The 14,690-nt window shown below is 53.3% G+C and carries 13 protein-coding genes; 2 read left to right on the forward strand and 11 right to left on the reverse strand.

Features of this window, described 5'->3' with window-relative positions:
- Positions 1-52: 52 nt before the first annotated feature.
- From nuoK to ndhC, 8 genes are all read right to left on the reverse strand, one after another.
- A complete protein-coding gene (gene nuoK, locus IPM58_06820; GenBank protein ID MBK9306793.1) occupies positions 53-355 on the reverse strand; it encodes an NADH-quinone oxidoreductase subunit NuoK in 303 nt (100 codons plus the stop codon).
- Positions 352-879 carry an NADH-quinone oxidoreductase subunit J gene (locus tag IPM58_06825; protein ID MBK9306794.1) on the reverse strand — a complete coding sequence of 176 codons (528 nt, stop codon included), beginning with the start codon at positions 877-879 and terminating at the stop codon, positions 352-354. The genes nuoK and IPM58_06825 overlap by 4 nt, the downstream gene beginning before the upstream one ends.
- Before the next feature lie 9 nt (positions 880-888).
- Entirely contained in the window at positions 889-1,476 is a 588-nt protein-coding gene (gene nuoI / locus IPM58_06830) for an NADH-quinone oxidoreductase subunit NuoI (GenBank protein ID MBK9306795.1), read from the reverse strand.
- Between the two features lie 40 nt (positions 1,477-1,516).
- On the reverse strand, positions 1,517-4,210 hold the full coding sequence (locus tag IPM58_06835) for a molybdopterin-dependent oxidoreductase (GenBank protein ID MBK9306796.1): 2,694 nt from the start codon (positions 4,208-4,210) through the stop codon (positions 1,517-1,519).
- Positions 4,211-4,299: 89 nt separating this feature from the next.
- Positions 4,300-5,544 (reverse strand): NADH dehydrogenase (quinone) subunit D, encoded by a 1,245-nt coding sequence (gene nuoD, locus IPM58_06840; protein ID MBK9306797.1) that lies wholly within the window; start codon positions 5,542-5,544, stop codon positions 4,300-4,302.
- Between the two features lie 14 nt (positions 5,545-5,558).
- A complete protein-coding gene (locus tag IPM58_06845) occupies positions 5,559-6,056 on the reverse strand; it encodes an NADH-quinone oxidoreductase subunit C (protein MBK9306798.1) in 498 nt (165 codons plus the stop codon).
- Between the two features lie 7 nt (positions 6,057-6,063).
- The gene (locus IPM58_06850; protein MBK9306799.1) at positions 6,064-6,591 is read right to left on the reverse strand and encodes an NADH-quinone oxidoreductase subunit B; all 528 of its coding nucleotides are present in this window, start codon (positions 6,589-6,591) and stop codon (positions 6,064-6,066) included.
- Positions 6,592-6,598: 7 nt separating this feature from the next.
- Positions 6,599-6,982 (reverse strand): NADH-quinone oxidoreductase subunit A, encoded by a 384-nt coding sequence (ndhC, locus tag IPM58_06855; GenBank protein ID MBK9306800.1) that lies wholly within the window; start codon positions 6,980-6,982, stop codon positions 6,599-6,601.
- Positions 6,983-7,541: 559 nt separating this feature from the next.
- Here ndhC and IPM58_06860 point away from each other — a divergent pair.
- On the forward strand, positions 7,542-9,104 hold the full coding sequence (locus IPM58_06860; GenBank protein MBK9306801.1) for an OmpA family protein: 1,563 nt from the start codon (positions 7,542-7,544) through the stop codon (positions 9,102-9,104).
- A 129-nt stretch (positions 9,105-9,233) separates the two neighbouring features.
- Entirely contained in the window at positions 9,234-11,507 is a 2,274-nt protein-coding gene (priA, locus tag IPM58_06865) for a primosomal protein N' (protein MBK9306802.1), read from the forward strand.
- On the opposite strand, the gene IPM58_06870 is transcribed toward priA, so the two are convergent.
- From IPM58_06870 to IPM58_06880, 3 genes are all read right to left on the reverse strand, one after another.
- Positions 11,504-11,929, reverse strand: coding sequence for a hypothetical protein (locus IPM58_06870; protein ID MBK9306803.1), 426 nt, complete (start codon positions 11,927-11,929; stop codon positions 11,504-11,506). The genes priA and IPM58_06870 overlap by 4 nt on opposite strands.
- Before the next feature lie 90 nt (positions 11,930-12,019).
- Positions 12,020-12,391 carry a response regulator gene (locus tag IPM58_06875; protein ID MBK9306804.1) on the reverse strand — a complete coding sequence of 124 codons (372 nt, stop codon included), beginning with the start codon at positions 12,389-12,391 and terminating at the stop codon, positions 12,020-12,022.
- Positions 12,369-14,678 (reverse strand): PAS domain S-box protein, encoded by a 2,310-nt coding sequence (locus tag IPM58_06880; protein ID MBK9306805.1) that lies wholly within the window; start codon positions 14,676-14,678, stop codon positions 12,369-12,371. The genes IPM58_06875 and IPM58_06880 overlap by 23 nt, the downstream gene beginning before the upstream one ends.
- Positions 14,679-14,690 lie beyond the last annotated feature (12 nt).

Genomic DNA, 14,690 nt, shown 5'->3' on the forward strand with positions numbered 1-14,690 from the left:
TCGCGAGATACAAATTGCTATTTTCCTCAACGTTGGGACAGCACTGATCCCGCTACCACTTTAAAAGGTTCATCTCATCAACATTAGTTGATATCTTGCCCCGAAAGACCACAATGATAATGGCCAGACCGACGGCGGCTTCACCAGCAGCAATGGCAATGACGAAAAGAGCGACCAGCTGTCCCGCCATAGATTCTAAATAGTGCGAAAATGCTACAAGATTAATGTTGGCGGCATTCAACATCATCTCAACCGACATGAGAACAATGATGAAATTGCGCCTCACAAGTACGCCAAGAAGCCCGGTTATGAACAATACGGCGCTCACCGCTGTGTAGGCAGAAAGGGGGATCATAAACGTTCTTCCTTGGGGTCCAGAGGCTTCGGCGTTTTGGCAAGGACAATGGCACCGATAATCGCCCCGAGCAGAAAGATACCGACGATTTCGAACTGCAAGATGTGGTCGCTGAACATCTTGATACCGACTGCATAGGTATCACCGTCTTGCAGTACTGCGCTTGCCGGAGCAGTACCCTTCGCACCATCGAACGGAGACTGCAGGAGGAGGAACAGCACATACACCGCCCCCAGGACCGCGGGCCCGACAAAATACAGAGCCGATGAATGGAAATAGCGTTCATCCGTTTTTAAATTCATCAACATCAACACAAACAGGTAGAGCACGAGAATGGCTCCGACATAGACAATGACCTGCACAGCCCATAAGAACTCTGCGTTCAAAAGGATGAACAGCCCTGACACGTGCAAAAGTAAGGCAAGTAGCGCGAGCGCGCAGTGAACGGGGTGGCGTAAGGACACCGTGAGGACGCCGGAGGCAATACTGACCAACGCGAAATACGCGAAAAACACCAACATCATGTGTTCAGCTCAGCTTAGATGCCTAGGAGGTTGTTGGGTAGCCTTCTGTACCGACTGAGGAAAGTAGTACCGGTATTCCCGGCTCTGCTCCACATCCTTTTCCTGATTATGGGCATAGAGGTATTTCTTCCCATCCTCAAGATAGCGCTCGCCGATATCATAAAGCCGCTTCTTATCGAACAACAGACTCCGTTTATCATGCGTCGAATATTCGTACATCTTGGTCATCGCCAATGCGTTGACCGGACAGGCCTCGACGCAATAGCCACAGAACACGCATTTCGTGATATCAATATAGAATTCACTTGCGTATCGTTGAAGGGGGCGGGTCGTATCCTCCGCACTGATCACCTTGATGCAGTGAGACGGGCACGCGACTTCACACAGATCACAACCGACACAGCGCTCCTGTCCGTCATCGTACCGAAGCAGACTCAGCGCTCCTCTGTGTGTATCAGGGATCGTTCGTTGCTCACGCGGATACTGAAACGTCATCGGCTTATGAAGCATGTGCCGAAAGGTCACTTTCATGGCGTCCCAGATCTCATAGAACAACGCTGCATGAAGGAGTTTCTTTGTCAGGGCAGCGACACTCATTGCAGCTCCTCGTCACAAACCAGTCACTGTACACATCCACTTACACCGGTTCAATACTGACCCACATCTGTTTGAACGACGGTACACCCGTCGTGATATCGATCGAAACCGTCAGCAAATCTTTCACAGGAGGTTCATTGAAATGTTCAGGGAAAAAACATGTACCTGGCGCGATGGATGGATCGGGCTGCACTGCAAGCTGAAGCGATCCACGATCAGAGATCAGCCGCACCTTCGTACCATCCTGCATCCCCAGACGTTCCATATCCCGTATATTCATCCGCAATTTCCCGGTGTTGGGAGCAATCTTGATCAGTCCGGATGCTTGCGTCGACAGCTTTCCTGAATGCATCAACAACTGCCCCATGATCAACATAAAGGGGCGTGCACGTTCCACAGAGGCTTGGCTCGTACGGTAACGACTTTTCACCTCTTCCACATACCCATTGGACAGATGCTGATCGAGCGCGGGCGCCAATTTTCGAGGTTGACCAAGATTATAATACCCGGGAAGGAGCTTCATGATTTCGCTCTGAATATCGTTGGCTGATTGGTATTCCCATCGGCAACCCATGGCATTGGCGAGGGCCGTCATGATGTGCCAGTCAGGCAAGCTTTCTCCCAAGGGATCCATCGCTTGGCGAATCCGAAGAACGCGACCTTCAAAGTTCGTAAAGGTCCCGTCCTTTTCTGCATAGGTACAAGCAGGAAGCACAAAATCGGCAATCTTTGCCGTCTCAGTTAGAAAAGGATCTTGCACGACTAACAGTTCCAAACGCTCAAGTGCAGCCCGTACTTCCATGGAGGCAGGGAACGTTGCCAGAGGATTTTCCCCGAGCACGTAGAGGGCCCTAATCTGGCCACTCTTACACTTTTTCAGAATCTCAACCAGATGTGCTCCCGATCCGATCGAGGGAAGCGACACGTCCCATGCCCTGGAAAAACGGTCCCGAGCGGATGGGTCATCAAAACGAGCCTGTCCGGGGAGGAACTCCGGGGCCACGCCCATATCCACAGCCCCCTGCTCGTTCGGCTCTTCGGTCACGGTATTCACACCACACCCCGGTCGCCCGATCTTCCCGGTAATCCAAGCAAGATCCATCAGCTTGAGGATGTTCTGATAGCCATTCGTTCTCCTGACAATCCCTTCCGCACACAGAATGATGGATCTTGGCGATTCGGCAAAAATAGAGGCGATGTCTTTGAACGTCTCAACGGTGAGCCCTGTCTGAGCAGAGACATCTTCCAGCGTTAAATTCGCTACCGCATTCTTAAGCTCTTCAAACGCCGCAGGATGTTTACTGACAGCTGCTTCGTCCACCAGATCATAGGCAATCGACGCCTTCACGAGGCCATCGATCACCGCTCCTTCGCTTCCGGGCTTGATCAAGAATGGATGCGATGCCAGCTTGGCCATATTCGTGATGGCACTGTCGAGCGTGACGACCTGAGCCTTGTAGACCCGGATCGCCTCTTTGATTCGTACGGCGGTCAACGGGTTCGTTTCCGTGATGTTGGAACCAATCACAATGATGGCCTTCGCCTTCGTCAAATCCTCCCAATCGTTCGATGTCCTCCCTACTCCGATGGCATGCTTGGAGGCGAGCACAAAATTCATGTGCCCATAGCGCGCACTGCTGTCGAGCTGGTTTGTGCCGAAACCGGTGCGCATCAGCTTTTGGAACACATACAGCTCTTCGTTGGTGCAGCGCGCCGTCGCCAAGCCCGCGATGGCATCAGCACCATGCTTTTGCTTAATCTCGGTAAACCGATCTACCAGGGCGTGCATGGTCTCCAACCACGACTTTTCGACCAATTGGTCGCCTTCACGAACCAACGGCTGCACAAGCCTGTGCTGACTATCGAGATACTCGAATCCAAAACGCCCCCGTACACAGAGCCCTCCGTGGCCCTTCGCAGTTTCAGAACGATCCCCCCATTTATTTTTCCAGGACAATGGAGATGAGACGCGGATCACTTCCGTATCCTTCGTTTCCAAGTGCAGCTGACAGCCATCCCCACAGTAATTACAGGTCGTGGTCGTCTTCTTCATCTGCCAGGGTTTGTACAGATACTTGGAAAACTTGTTCGTGATCGCTCCAACGGGACAGACCGCTAGGCAATCCCCGCAGAATTCGCAGTCGAGAGCCAGGTCGCCTTTCGGGACCACCTGATTGAACCCACCCTTCTTCATGAACTGCAGCGCGTCGATCATCAACACATCTTTGCAAACATTGATGCACTCTGCGCACGCGATGCAACGATTCATATTGAAATCAAGGACCGGACTACGCGTGTCCTCCGGGATGAATTTCTGCTTGGCGTTGGCCAGGTTTGTTACCCCGTGCTGGAAGGCCATGTCCTGTAATTCACAGTGCCCATCTGCATCACATACCGGGCAATCAAGAGGATGCACGGAGAGATGTTTCTCGACGGCTTTCTTACGCGCCAGGAACAAGTCCTCTCCCTCCGTTCGGATCACCATTCCCGCTGCTGCCTTGGCCGTACAGGAGCGCACAGGGGCCTTCTTCCCCTCTTGCATCACCAGACACATCCCGCAGGAACCGAACGGATCGAACGTGTAGTGGTAGCACATGGCCGGGATGATCTTGCCGGTCATTGAGATGACGTCATACAACGACACGCCATCCTTAGCCGTCACCGATTTTCCGTCGATGCTCAGCTCGATCGTTGTCGATTCAACATCGGGGTTCGTAGCTGGCTTGAGTCCCATCGTGTTACACCCTGTCTCGGCTTCTTTCCTTATCCGTGCCCACTACCGACCAAACACTGCCTATCTCCCGCACGCTTCACCACGCAGTCTTATCGATCACATTCACCCATTACAATATCGTAGGTACCAAAAATCGTACAGGCATCCGAGATCATATAACCTCGAGCCATGTGGTCAAACGCACCCATGTGCACGAACGATGGGGCGCGGATCTTCAGCCGATATGGCTTTCCACCTCCCGTACTGACGATGTAAAAGCCCAGCTCGCCCTTGTGTGCCTCAGTCCCGCAGTAAATTTCTCCAGGCGGCGCATCGAACCCCTGTGAAAAGAGTTTAAACTGCTGGATCATCGCCTCTAAGTTGGTGAAGACTCGTTCTTTCGGCGGGAGGGTCACGCTTGGAGCATCCGCCATAATGGGCCCTTCCTGCATCTGTTCCAGACATTGCCGAATAATTTTGACACTTTCATAGAGTTCCATCACTCGGATCCAATACCGATCATACGTATCGCCGTTTTTCCCGACCGGCACGCTGAACTCACACTTTGGATACGCGCTATAGGGTTCATACTTGCGCAAGTCGTAGTCCACCCCTGATCCGCGGAGCACAGGGCCGCTCAACCCAAAACTAACCGCGTCTTCGGCAGAAATGACGGCAACCCCTTTCGTACGCCCGATCCAAATGCGGTTCTTCTCAAGGAATACCTGATATTCATCGATCTTCGCCGGGAAATAGTCTAAAAACTGTTTAAGCTTGTCGATCAACGCCGGCGTCAAGTCACGCTCCACCCCGCCGATTCGATACCAACTGGTTGTCAGGCGAGCGCCGCACAGTTCGTTGAACCAATCGAGCAGTATTTCTCGATCCCGAAACGTATAAAAAAAGACGGTCATGGCGCCGATATCAAGCGCCTGGGCACCCAGCCAAAATTGGTGACCGATAATGCGTTGGACTTCCGCGACAATCGTTCGAAGATATTCCGCCCGCTCCGGCACCTGCAGGTTCAAGAGTTTTTCGACGGCACGGCAGTAGGCAAAGTTGTTATACATCGCGCAGACGTAGTCCAACCGATCCGTATGTGGGATGAATTGATGGTAGGTTCCGTCTTCTGCGAGCTTTTCGACCCCACGATGGAGATAGCCCATCACCGGAGTAGATTTCACCAGCCGCTCCCCCTCCAACTCGAGAATCACCTTCAGCACACCGTGCGTACTTGGATGCTGAGGCCCCATATTGAGCAAGAGCTCCTCGGTTCGCAGCGTCGGAAGGCTCTCGCTTTCCGGATGCTCTGGATCGATCTTATAGACGGTGGTTCTTTGGTCTTCGAAAGCCATATACTTTCAGAATCCTACCGGGACACTTCATCCAGAAATTCAAACGTGTCTCGCCAGCCCTTGCCACGCAAGGGAAAATCTTTTCGCAACGGATACCCCTCGGTATAATCATCCGGCATAAGGATTCGACGGAGATCCGGATGATTTCGGAATCGGATACCCATCATGTCATAAACCTCGCGCTCCATGAAGTCGGCACCTTTCCAAAGGTCCGTCAAGGAATCAACCGCGCAATCCGACTCAGACACTCGAGTCTTGAGCCTGATACGATGACGTTTTCGAATGGAGTAGAACTCCCACACAACCTCGAATCGTTCTTCATCATCCGGCCAATCGACGGAGCTCACGTGGACGATGTAGTCAAAATCCATCCATGGATCGTCTCGCATGAACTGGGCAACCTCATGAAGCTTGTCCCGCGAAACGGCCACAACCACATCACCGCGCCATTCCCCCAAACTGGTAATTCCCGACGAAAAAGCCTGTTGAATTCGATCGAGTAATGGATGCATGCGATGGTCAGACTTTCAAATTCGCCTTGATCTGATCAGGTTGAGTCACAAACACGCGCTTCTGCATAATGCGCTCTTGTAGTTTGAGAATCCCATCCAACAGGGCTTCCGGAGTCGGAGGGCAGCCGGGCACATAAATATCGACGGGAATGAATCGATCCACTCCCTGCACAACGGGATAGCTGTCATAAATATTGCCCGAGGTGGAACAGGAACCCATTGCAATCACATACTTAGGCTCCGGCATCTGATCGTAGATCTTTCTGATCACCGGCGCCATTCGACGGCATACCGTCCCGGCGACAATCATCAAATCAGACTGCCTGGGGGAACCGCGGAACACGCCCGCCCCAAATCGGTCCATATCGTACCGTGAAGAGACGGCGGCAATCATTTCAATCGCACAACAAGCCAGACCAAAAGTCATAGGCCAGAGGGAGCCCTTTCTCGCCCAGTTCACAGCTTTTTCCAGAGAGCCTGTAATGACGTCCGGAGCCCCATCTTTTTCATGTCGTCCTAACTGAATCAGTCCCATACAGCCCTCAGTCCCACTCCAATGCCCCTTTGCGCCAAGCATAGACGTATGCCACGACGAAAAGGCCGATAAAGATGAGCATCTCGACTAGCCCAATGATCCCAATCTTCTTAAAAACAACCGCCCACGGGTAGAGAAAGATGACCTCAATATCAAAAATGACAAACAGCATCGCAAAAATGTAATACCGGACAGGGAATGGCATGCGCGCATCGGAAAATGGTTCAGACCCACACTCATAAGTCGTCAATTTTTCTGGTTCCGGGTACCTAGGTTGAACAAAATGACTGATGAGCAACGTCACCATTCCAAATATCAAAGTCACAAAAATAAACAGAAGAATTGGGAAGTACTTAGTCAGGTACGCAATGAGAATTTCAGCGCCGTCCATCCCCATCTTCTTTCACAAAGCATTGACCTGGAAAGGGTATTCCTCAACCGATTTGAGGAATCTTAGTGCCCAGCTCTCGGGGATAGCAAGAGAACAAAGGACCTAATTGCCATCGAGCCGAAAGCCCTAGCAATAAATGACAGGGCGTGGGGCACCGTTGCGAGGGCGTCACTGGCCTTCTACGGAATCACCCCTCTGAGGCTGGATCCTGATTGACATCTGGATCGATGCGAGAAGGCTCGGACCTGAACGGCTGGGCACCATCCCATTCTATTTGTAAGGGAGAAAAGATCTTGATCGTTCGGCGCCGGTGGATCTGTGTCTCGATTCGATGCTTCGTGCTGAACCACTTAGCTAGGGAGACTGGTTGCTTATGCGTCTTCACGTCTTCAGCACTCCGACAAGATTTCTGGGGAGGATGCCCCTGCACTCCCTCCGACCTCAAGGTAACACTGAGAGGAAATGCGGGTCAAACTCGATCAATCATGCTCAAATTCTTGACAATGCAGCGCCTTTTGCTATGGTTTTCCAAAGGACTCTAGCCTAAAAGGAACGACCTATGAAAACCGTGGCATGCCTTGTCTTAATCCTGTGTCTGAGCCTGAGCGTCTCACTCGATGGGGCACACGCCCAGGTTTCAGAGGTCGAATCCGTTCGGTTGGGTGATCGCGCGCTGGCATTCGCCAGCGGCTCCATCCAGAAAACATCCTCAATGGACGGGACCGTGAACTTGGTAACCGGCGATAATCAATCCTCGGGTAATCGAATGCTCTTGGGCAGGCAAGACCCGCTCTATCTTAAATTAAACAACTCAACTGACGTGGCAGTTGGAGATCTCTTTACGGTCTATCGCCGGGTTCGGAAGGTGTTCCACCCAGTCACTGGAGAATACCTTGGTTTTGTTGTGAATCGATCGGCAATCGTGAAAGTCACGGCTGCCAGTCATGCCCTTACCACAGCGAAGGCCGTTATCAGCTACGGACCTATCTCTCCAGGCGACCGAGTAGTGCGGTTTGTTGCTCAAACGGCAGATATCGAACCAAGCCCCGTGGAACACGTTTCCGATCTCGAAGGGATGATCGTTGAACTCCAAGCGGACCGATCGATGACGCTGGTAGCCCAATCGAATGTTGTGTACTTGGATCGAGGGTGGGAAGATGGATTGAAATCCGGCGATCTTCTCGATATCCAGCGTCAGAGCGCAGGACTTCCTCCGCGAACAATCGGCCAACTCAAGGTGCTGACGACTGAACCACGCACCGCTGTCGCCAAAGTCCTGAGGGTCACTACTCGGGTTATGAAAGGAGATCGGTTCAAGTTCCTTGAAGCCTCCAAACCTATGCTGCCGCCCGTCGCAACAAACGAGGACTTGTCCGCGACACAACAGGCGACAGAAGTCACTCCGGTTGATCTGGTATCCGGCAAGCTGGCAATCCAGGATGAGGCTGGTCAGAGCCGTCTCAATCTTGGTGAAATGGCCAAGTTCCTGCGCTACGACTCTGGAGACGCGGCCATTAAAACTGAAAATTACCCGATCCTGGATCAGTTGATCGAATACCTGCGGACCACTGACGATATGAGGCTGATCCGAATCGAAGGTCATACGGATAATGTAGAGATCGGCCCCTCTCTCAAATCCCGGTATCCCAACAACTTGGAATTGTCTAAGGTACGCGCCAACGGGGTCCTTCGGTATCTGCTGGAGAAAGGTGGAGTGGAGCCATCTCGTCTTAATGCGGTGGGGCTTGGGGACACCAAGCCAGTGGCCACAAATTCTGTTGAGGAAGGTCGTACGAAAAATCGGCGGGTGGAAATTCTCCTGTACAATCCAGTCGCTGATCCTTCAACGCCTACATCCGATGCAAACACTCACGCACAATCTTCGGGTGGCAATCTTTCAACTCTAACTGCACGTGATAGCGACGACCAACAGACCTCCGCTCATGCCGGTTCAGACGATCCCGCTCGTTCGGGAACCCTGTCGCTGGGTGATTCTTCACAAACTTCTGGAAGCGATGGGTCAAACACGGACAACGGCTCTGATCCGAGTGGTCCACCGACGGCAGACACAGATAAGCAAGATCTGCCTCAACAACCCGCTACCGGGACACCAGCGGACTAGTTTCAACCGAAACCAGGAGCTCTGCGAAAGTGAAGTTCCTGGTTTCCCTCCATGCATCAACCAAACCTCTCCAGCAGGCATGCCGCGATACCCGATGTTCTTCGTAGTTCTTCACTGATAGAATGCAGAATGGTTTCCGATACAGACTCGACCGCCATGAGGCGAAGTAATCCGCTCTATGCGGATGTCATTGTCCCACGTCATATCGAACGAGCTTTCACCTACCTAGTTCCCTCCACTTTAGCTCAAGCCATTAGCGTTGGAAGCCGTGTCCTTGTTCCATTTGGCCGTGTGATGCTGGAAGGAGCGGTTGTTTCGCTCACGCATGAGCTTCCAGCCGAGATAAGAACCGCCTCTCTTAGGGAAATCTCTTCTCTCGTACAGGATGGACGGAATCCGTTACTGTCCCCCAAGCTGTTCCAACTCTCTCGCGACATTGCTTCCTACTACGTTGCACCTTGGGGACAATGTCTTCGACTAGTATCTTCCCCATTCGCAATGCGCCCGACTTCCCCCGCTCGATACATGACTACTCCGCAAGGGCGTGTCGCATTGGCAACCGGCAGTTGCCCTGACGATCTGCGGCCAACTCTTCAGCGAATTGCCCGTCGAACGACGGGAATCCTTTCGTCGACTCTGCATCCGACGCGACGAGCAAGCACTCTACGGATCATCGACACCCTCATCAAGAAGTCCTGGCTCGCTCGTGTGCCTCCGGACAACCCCAAGGTCGAAGAGCAGAAACAGCTCATGACACTGGTGTCGAATGAACAAGGTGACGGAGCACGGATGGACACCGCTCTATTCCATCCAAACCTTCCGGACTCAGATCTATCTTGGAGAACGCGCGTCAGCCAGTGCCTTCAAGGCAACCACATGCAGAAACTCGTCCTACATGCTCCGTGGCCGGATCGGATCAGAAGACTTGCCGACGCTATTCACCAGACTCACTTACTGAAGCGGTCCACCATTGTAATAACCGGTGAGATCGCGAGAGCCCTGTGGCTCAAGCAGCTCCTCTCAGCTCTCACAGGGCTTCATATTACCCTCGCACACACATCTTTCGGGTCGGATCGATTGGAACGAAGTGAGACTTCAACTCCATCCGTGATCGTAGGAACTCGCTCTGTCATTTTCTCGCCCATTGAATCGATCGGACTGATCTGGGTTGAAGGAGAAGAGGATACCGCCCTCAAAGAGCCTCAGGAGCCTCGATATCATGCCCGGGAAGTCGCGGGTATGAGGGCGGAGAGTGAGCGAGCTCTGTTCGTCCTGGCCTCGGCACATCCATCGCTTGAGTCTAAATTCGACGCGACCGCCGAGCATTACGACGTTCAGCACAATGCGACGCTTCGACCAAGAATCGAGCTCGTTGACCTCCGCAAGGAATCGGGGAAAACCCTATTCAACCTGAAACTGATCTCGGCGATCCAGGAAACCCTGAAGAGGCAGGCGAAAGTACTGCTTTTTCTCAATAGAAAAGGGTACGCAAGGACCTTGGTGTGCAGAGATTGTAGCTGGGTACCTCGCTGTGCCTTCTGCGCCGTTCCATTCACTTATTATCGGGAGGCCAGCCGTCTCACCTGCCGCTACTGTGGGACCTCAGATGGGTTGCCCGATTCCTGTCCCATGTGCCAGGCATCCCGTGTGAGTCCCATTGGAGAGGGCACGGAGCGAATTGAAGCCGAAACTCGTCGCTTGTTTCCACAGGCCAAGATCGCACGGATCGATGGTGACACGCTTCGTCGATCGGCTGCCGCCCGCCAATTGTGGGAATCCGCGAGGTCTGGGGCCTGGGACATTCTGATAGGGACCCAAGCACTGTTTCGCCGAGATCCTCTACCTCCACATGGATTGGTCGGCATTCTTCAAGCAGATTCTGAGTTGTATATCTCCGATTTTCGATCAGCCGAACGGACCTATCAGCTTCTGATGGATGCTGCAGACCTGGCCTCCCCAGCCTCGGCAGGAGGTCGAGTCATCATCCAGACGCGATTTCCCACCCATCATGCCGTCCAAGCTCTGTTATCGGAAAACCCCGATCGTTTCTACCGGGAAGAGCTTGAGGCACGGCGGCTACTTAACTACCCACCGATGTGCCACTTGGCGGAGCTCTCGGTAACCGGAACAACCCGTGAGCTCGTTGAAGCAGCCGCAAAGCGATGGGCAATGGATCTTGGCCAGGTTGGTTCTGATCAAGGATCTCTGATCGTGCTGGGGCCCGTCCAGGCCATTAGTCCACGGCTTCGACACCACCAGCAACGAATGCTGGTCAAAGCCACTGAACAGAGGACTCTGAGTCGTCGAGTCCATGAATCAGTTCGGAGATTAGAGCGGCAGTACCAAAAAGGACGGATCAAGTTTGCCATCGACATAGACCCTGTCGAAACGGGACAAGGCTAAGCCGGTTTTTTCGCTTTCTTCATCGATCGCGACCCACTCGGCGTCCTTGAGCGCTCTTTGGAGAGTGGCGAATCAGGTGTCCGAGATCGATTGAACAACCCATACGCAAATGAGATCCAAAACACCGATGAAAAGAGACCGAGGACGACAGCAGAGAGTATCGTTCCCATTTCAGACTCAGGAACTGAGTCTGACGTCCCCTTGAGTTGAACCATCAACACAATTGGCCAGACTAAGCTTTCTAAGCCGAGCAAGAGCGTGGACCAGGCCCATGTTCGCGAGATCGACTCTGCCATCACCCATAGAAACAGGCCTACGGTGAAAGCCCACCCAAGCACGATGAACGGCGAAATACCGCCCCAGATCAGCCAGAATCCGACGGTCGCAACCGTAGTACCAAGTATGACGTTCAGGAACTTCATAATCCCGACGGGTGGTCAGCTCGAACGGGAGAGTTTGACGGGGCTGCATGGTGATGTCAACAGAGGGAGGTAAGCGCACGGGGGGCTCAATTAGTCGATCATTTCTGAAGCAACCGTATCAAGGAGTACCTTCAGGTCGAAGGGCTTTTGAAGAGTCCGTCTGACGCCGAGCATCGTAGCGATATCTAAGACATTGCCGAAGCCGATGGCGTCAGATCCTCCGGTCATGGCAATCACACGAGCGTCGGGGAATTCCCGTCGAAGCACCATAATGCCTTCGAGCCCATCTTGATCAGGCATCAGGATGTCCATGATCACAAGATCCACCGGCTTCGTACGATATCGCTCTACCCCCTCTTTCCCATCCCGAGCTTCTTCGACCTCATAGCCGGTTTGCTCCAGGGTTTCACGAATGAGCTGGCGGACTTGGTCCTGATCGTCAACTACGAGGACCGACGGCATCCGAGACCTCGATGGACACAGTCGATCGTTCCTGATCGGAATTGATCTCGGCTGCCCGAGTGACCGGATAGGACGACGCATGATCTAGACCACGGCGAATCTTCTGAGCCACCTCGCGGGCTTTTCTCCCCGCAGCGATGACTTGATTAACATGGCGGTGGGCTTTGGTCTCGGCTGGAATCAAGCCCAGCGCCAACTCGCTGAAGCCCAGCACTGCAGTAAGACTATTGTTGAGCTCGTGGGCAATGCCACCAATCAAGCTCCTCATGGTCTCCATCTCCTCCACAACTTGGACCACCAGTGAGGCATTCACCTGATCCGTGATGTCGACCACCATCCCGATCGTGTGCGTGGGTCGCCGTCTGCTCCCCGCATCTTCACACTGCGTCACGGCTCGAAGACGAATGTGTCGGACGGATCCGTTCGGCCGGATCAGCCTGTGTTCAACCGTATACCGCTTCTCTTTCTCATGATCGAGGACCTGCACCATCGCGGCGCGCAGCCTCTCTCGATCTCCGGGATGGACCAACTCCAGATAGCGATCCAGAGAAGGTGACTCGTCCTCCCTGACCCCATAGATCTCACGCAAGATCGGCGACCAAATCTGGGTGTTCGTCCGGTGGTCATGCTCAAAGATCCCCACCTGTCCGGTCAGGACTGCAAGATCACATCGAGCCTTGATCTCCTCGCTCGCCTGTGTAGGCTGCTGACAAGCAGCGAGATCGCTTATCATCATAATGATTGTCCTTCCCTTGGACTGATAAACAGGAGACAGCCGAACCCCGACCGGAAACTCCACACCATCCTTGCGACGTCCGTGCACTTCTCGAATGATCTCGAGGGGACCGGAGCCGGCCAGTGAGAAACAGGCGTCACGCCTTTCTCGCTGGTCCTCACGATCTCGCGCTGACAGCAAACACTCGACAGGTCGCCCTAGGAGTTCCTCTCGAACATACCCAAACATTCGTTCGATATGGCTATTGATAAGGGAGATGGTGCCATCTTGACGAACCAGCAGCATACCGTCGGAGGTCGACTCCAGGACCGTCTTCAATTGAAGATCTCGTTCTTCAGCCATCGCCGCCAGCAACTTGTAGTCCGTGATATCATCAATCTTTCCAGACATCCGAATAGGTTGATCGGAAGAACCTCGTATCAGTACTCCACGGCAACGGACAAATCGAATATCGCCACCAGGCTGGATGATCCGACACTCGAGATCATAGGGGCGATCCGAAGTAAAGGTTTCCTCGACCAGGGAGAGAACACGCTCGCGGTCTTCTGGGTGGAGAGCCTTCTTAAAGGTCTCATAGGTTGGCGGTACTGAACCTGGTTCATATCCCAGCACACGATAGTGCTCTTCCGACCAAATCTCTGCGCCATTCCCGATGGCCCATCCCCACATATCATGGTACGCATTCGCCTGGGCTTGCACGAACTGAGGCCGTCTGTTGAAGGATTCGATTTCAATTGGGTGCTGGCCGGAACTGTCAGAAAAACAGACCAGCACGGATTCTTTTCCATCCCACATGATAGGAGCCACAGACAGAACGACAACCACTTCCTGCCCATCACATCGTACAAACTTCGTTTCCAACCGGCTGTTCGACTGACGTGATCCTACAGTCTGTGCAATCCAGAGGCGTACGGCCTCTTGTTGCTCATAGTGCACGAAATCCAAATACTGGCTGCCGATGATTTCCCCGGCCGAAGTGGCGCCCAGGATAGTCAACCCAGCCTGGTTGACATACATGAGCTCGGACGCGGTTGTTACCAGCATACCTTCTCTGGCAAAATCACACAGAACCGTCGAGGATGCCATCTTACGATGACGCTCCGCTTCCACCTGCCGGAGGTGGGACACATCGTTCATGATCCAGATAACCGACCGGAGCCGTCCTGTCCGATCCTCAATCGGTGACAAGGTCACCTCATTCCAAAACGACGTCCCATTCTTGCGGTACTGCCGCAGCGATACGCGACACGACCGTCCGTCTTGGAGAGCCAATGCGAGTTTTTCGATCGCTCCCCGATCAGTTCCAGGACCGTTCAACATCGCCGTTGTCTGACCAACGAGGTCAGACTCGGCATAGCCGGTTAACGACAGAACCGCGGGATTCGCATAGATGATGGGATGATGTAGGAGTGTCGCATCCGTCACAAGGACGCCGCAATTTGTCGCCGCGATCACCCTCGCCTGCAGAACATTCTCTCGATGCTGTCGAATGGCAATCCAGAGTGAAAGCCCTACGAGCAAGAGCAAGACCAGGAAGATAACAGCAGTCATGCGGGACAACCT

The sequence above is a fragment of the Nitrospira sp. genome, from assembly GCA_016715825.1.
Lineage (GTDB): Bacteria > Nitrospirota > Nitrospiria > Nitrospirales > Nitrospiraceae > Nitrospira_D.

Coding starts and splice junctions, on each gene's coding strand:
- nuoK (MBK9306793.1), bottom strand. CDS start 355: ATGATCCCCCTTTCTGCCTACACAGCGGTGAGCGCCGTATTGTTCATA.
- IPM58_06825 (MBK9306794.1), bottom strand. CDS start 879: ATGATGTTGGTGTTTTTCGCGTATTTCGCGTTGGTCAGTATTGCCTCC.
- nuoI (MBK9306795.1), bottom strand. CDS start 1,476: ATGAGTGTCGCTGCCCTGACAAAGAAACTCCTTCATGCAGCGTTGTTC.
- IPM58_06835 (MBK9306796.1), bottom strand. CDS start 4,210: ATGGGACTCAAGCCAGCTACGAACCCCGATGTTGAATCGACAACGATC.
- nuoD (MBK9306797.1), bottom strand. CDS start 5,544: ATGGCTTTCGAAGACCAAAGAACCACCGTCTATAAGATCGATCCAGAG.
- IPM58_06845 (MBK9306798.1), bottom strand. CDS start 6,056: ATGCATCCATTACTCGATCGAATTCAACAGGCTTTTTCGTCGGGAATT.
- IPM58_06850 (MBK9306799.1), bottom strand. CDS start 6,591: ATGGGACTGATTCAGTTAGGACGACATGAAAAAGATGGGGCTCCGGAC.
- ndhC (MBK9306800.1), bottom strand. CDS start 6,982: ATGGACGGCGCTGAAATTCTCATTGCGTACCTGACTAAGTACTTCCCA.
- IPM58_06860 (MBK9306801.1), top strand. CDS start 7,542: ATGAAAACCGTGGCATGCCTTGTCTTAATCCTGTGTCTGAGCCTGAGC.
- priA (MBK9306802.1), top strand. CDS start 9,234: ATGGTTTCCGATACAGACTCGACCGCCATGAGGCGAAGTAATCCGCTC.
- IPM58_06870 (MBK9306803.1), bottom strand. CDS start 11,929: ATGAAGTTCCTGAACGTCATACTTGGTACTACGGTTGCGACCGTCGGA.
- IPM58_06875 (MBK9306804.1), bottom strand. CDS start 12,391: ATGCCGTCGGTCCTCGTAGTTGACGATCAGGACCAAGTCCGCCAGCTC.
- IPM58_06880 (MBK9306805.1), bottom strand. CDS start 14,678: ATGACTGCTGTTATCTTCCTGGTCTTGCTCTTGCTCGTAGGGCTTTCA.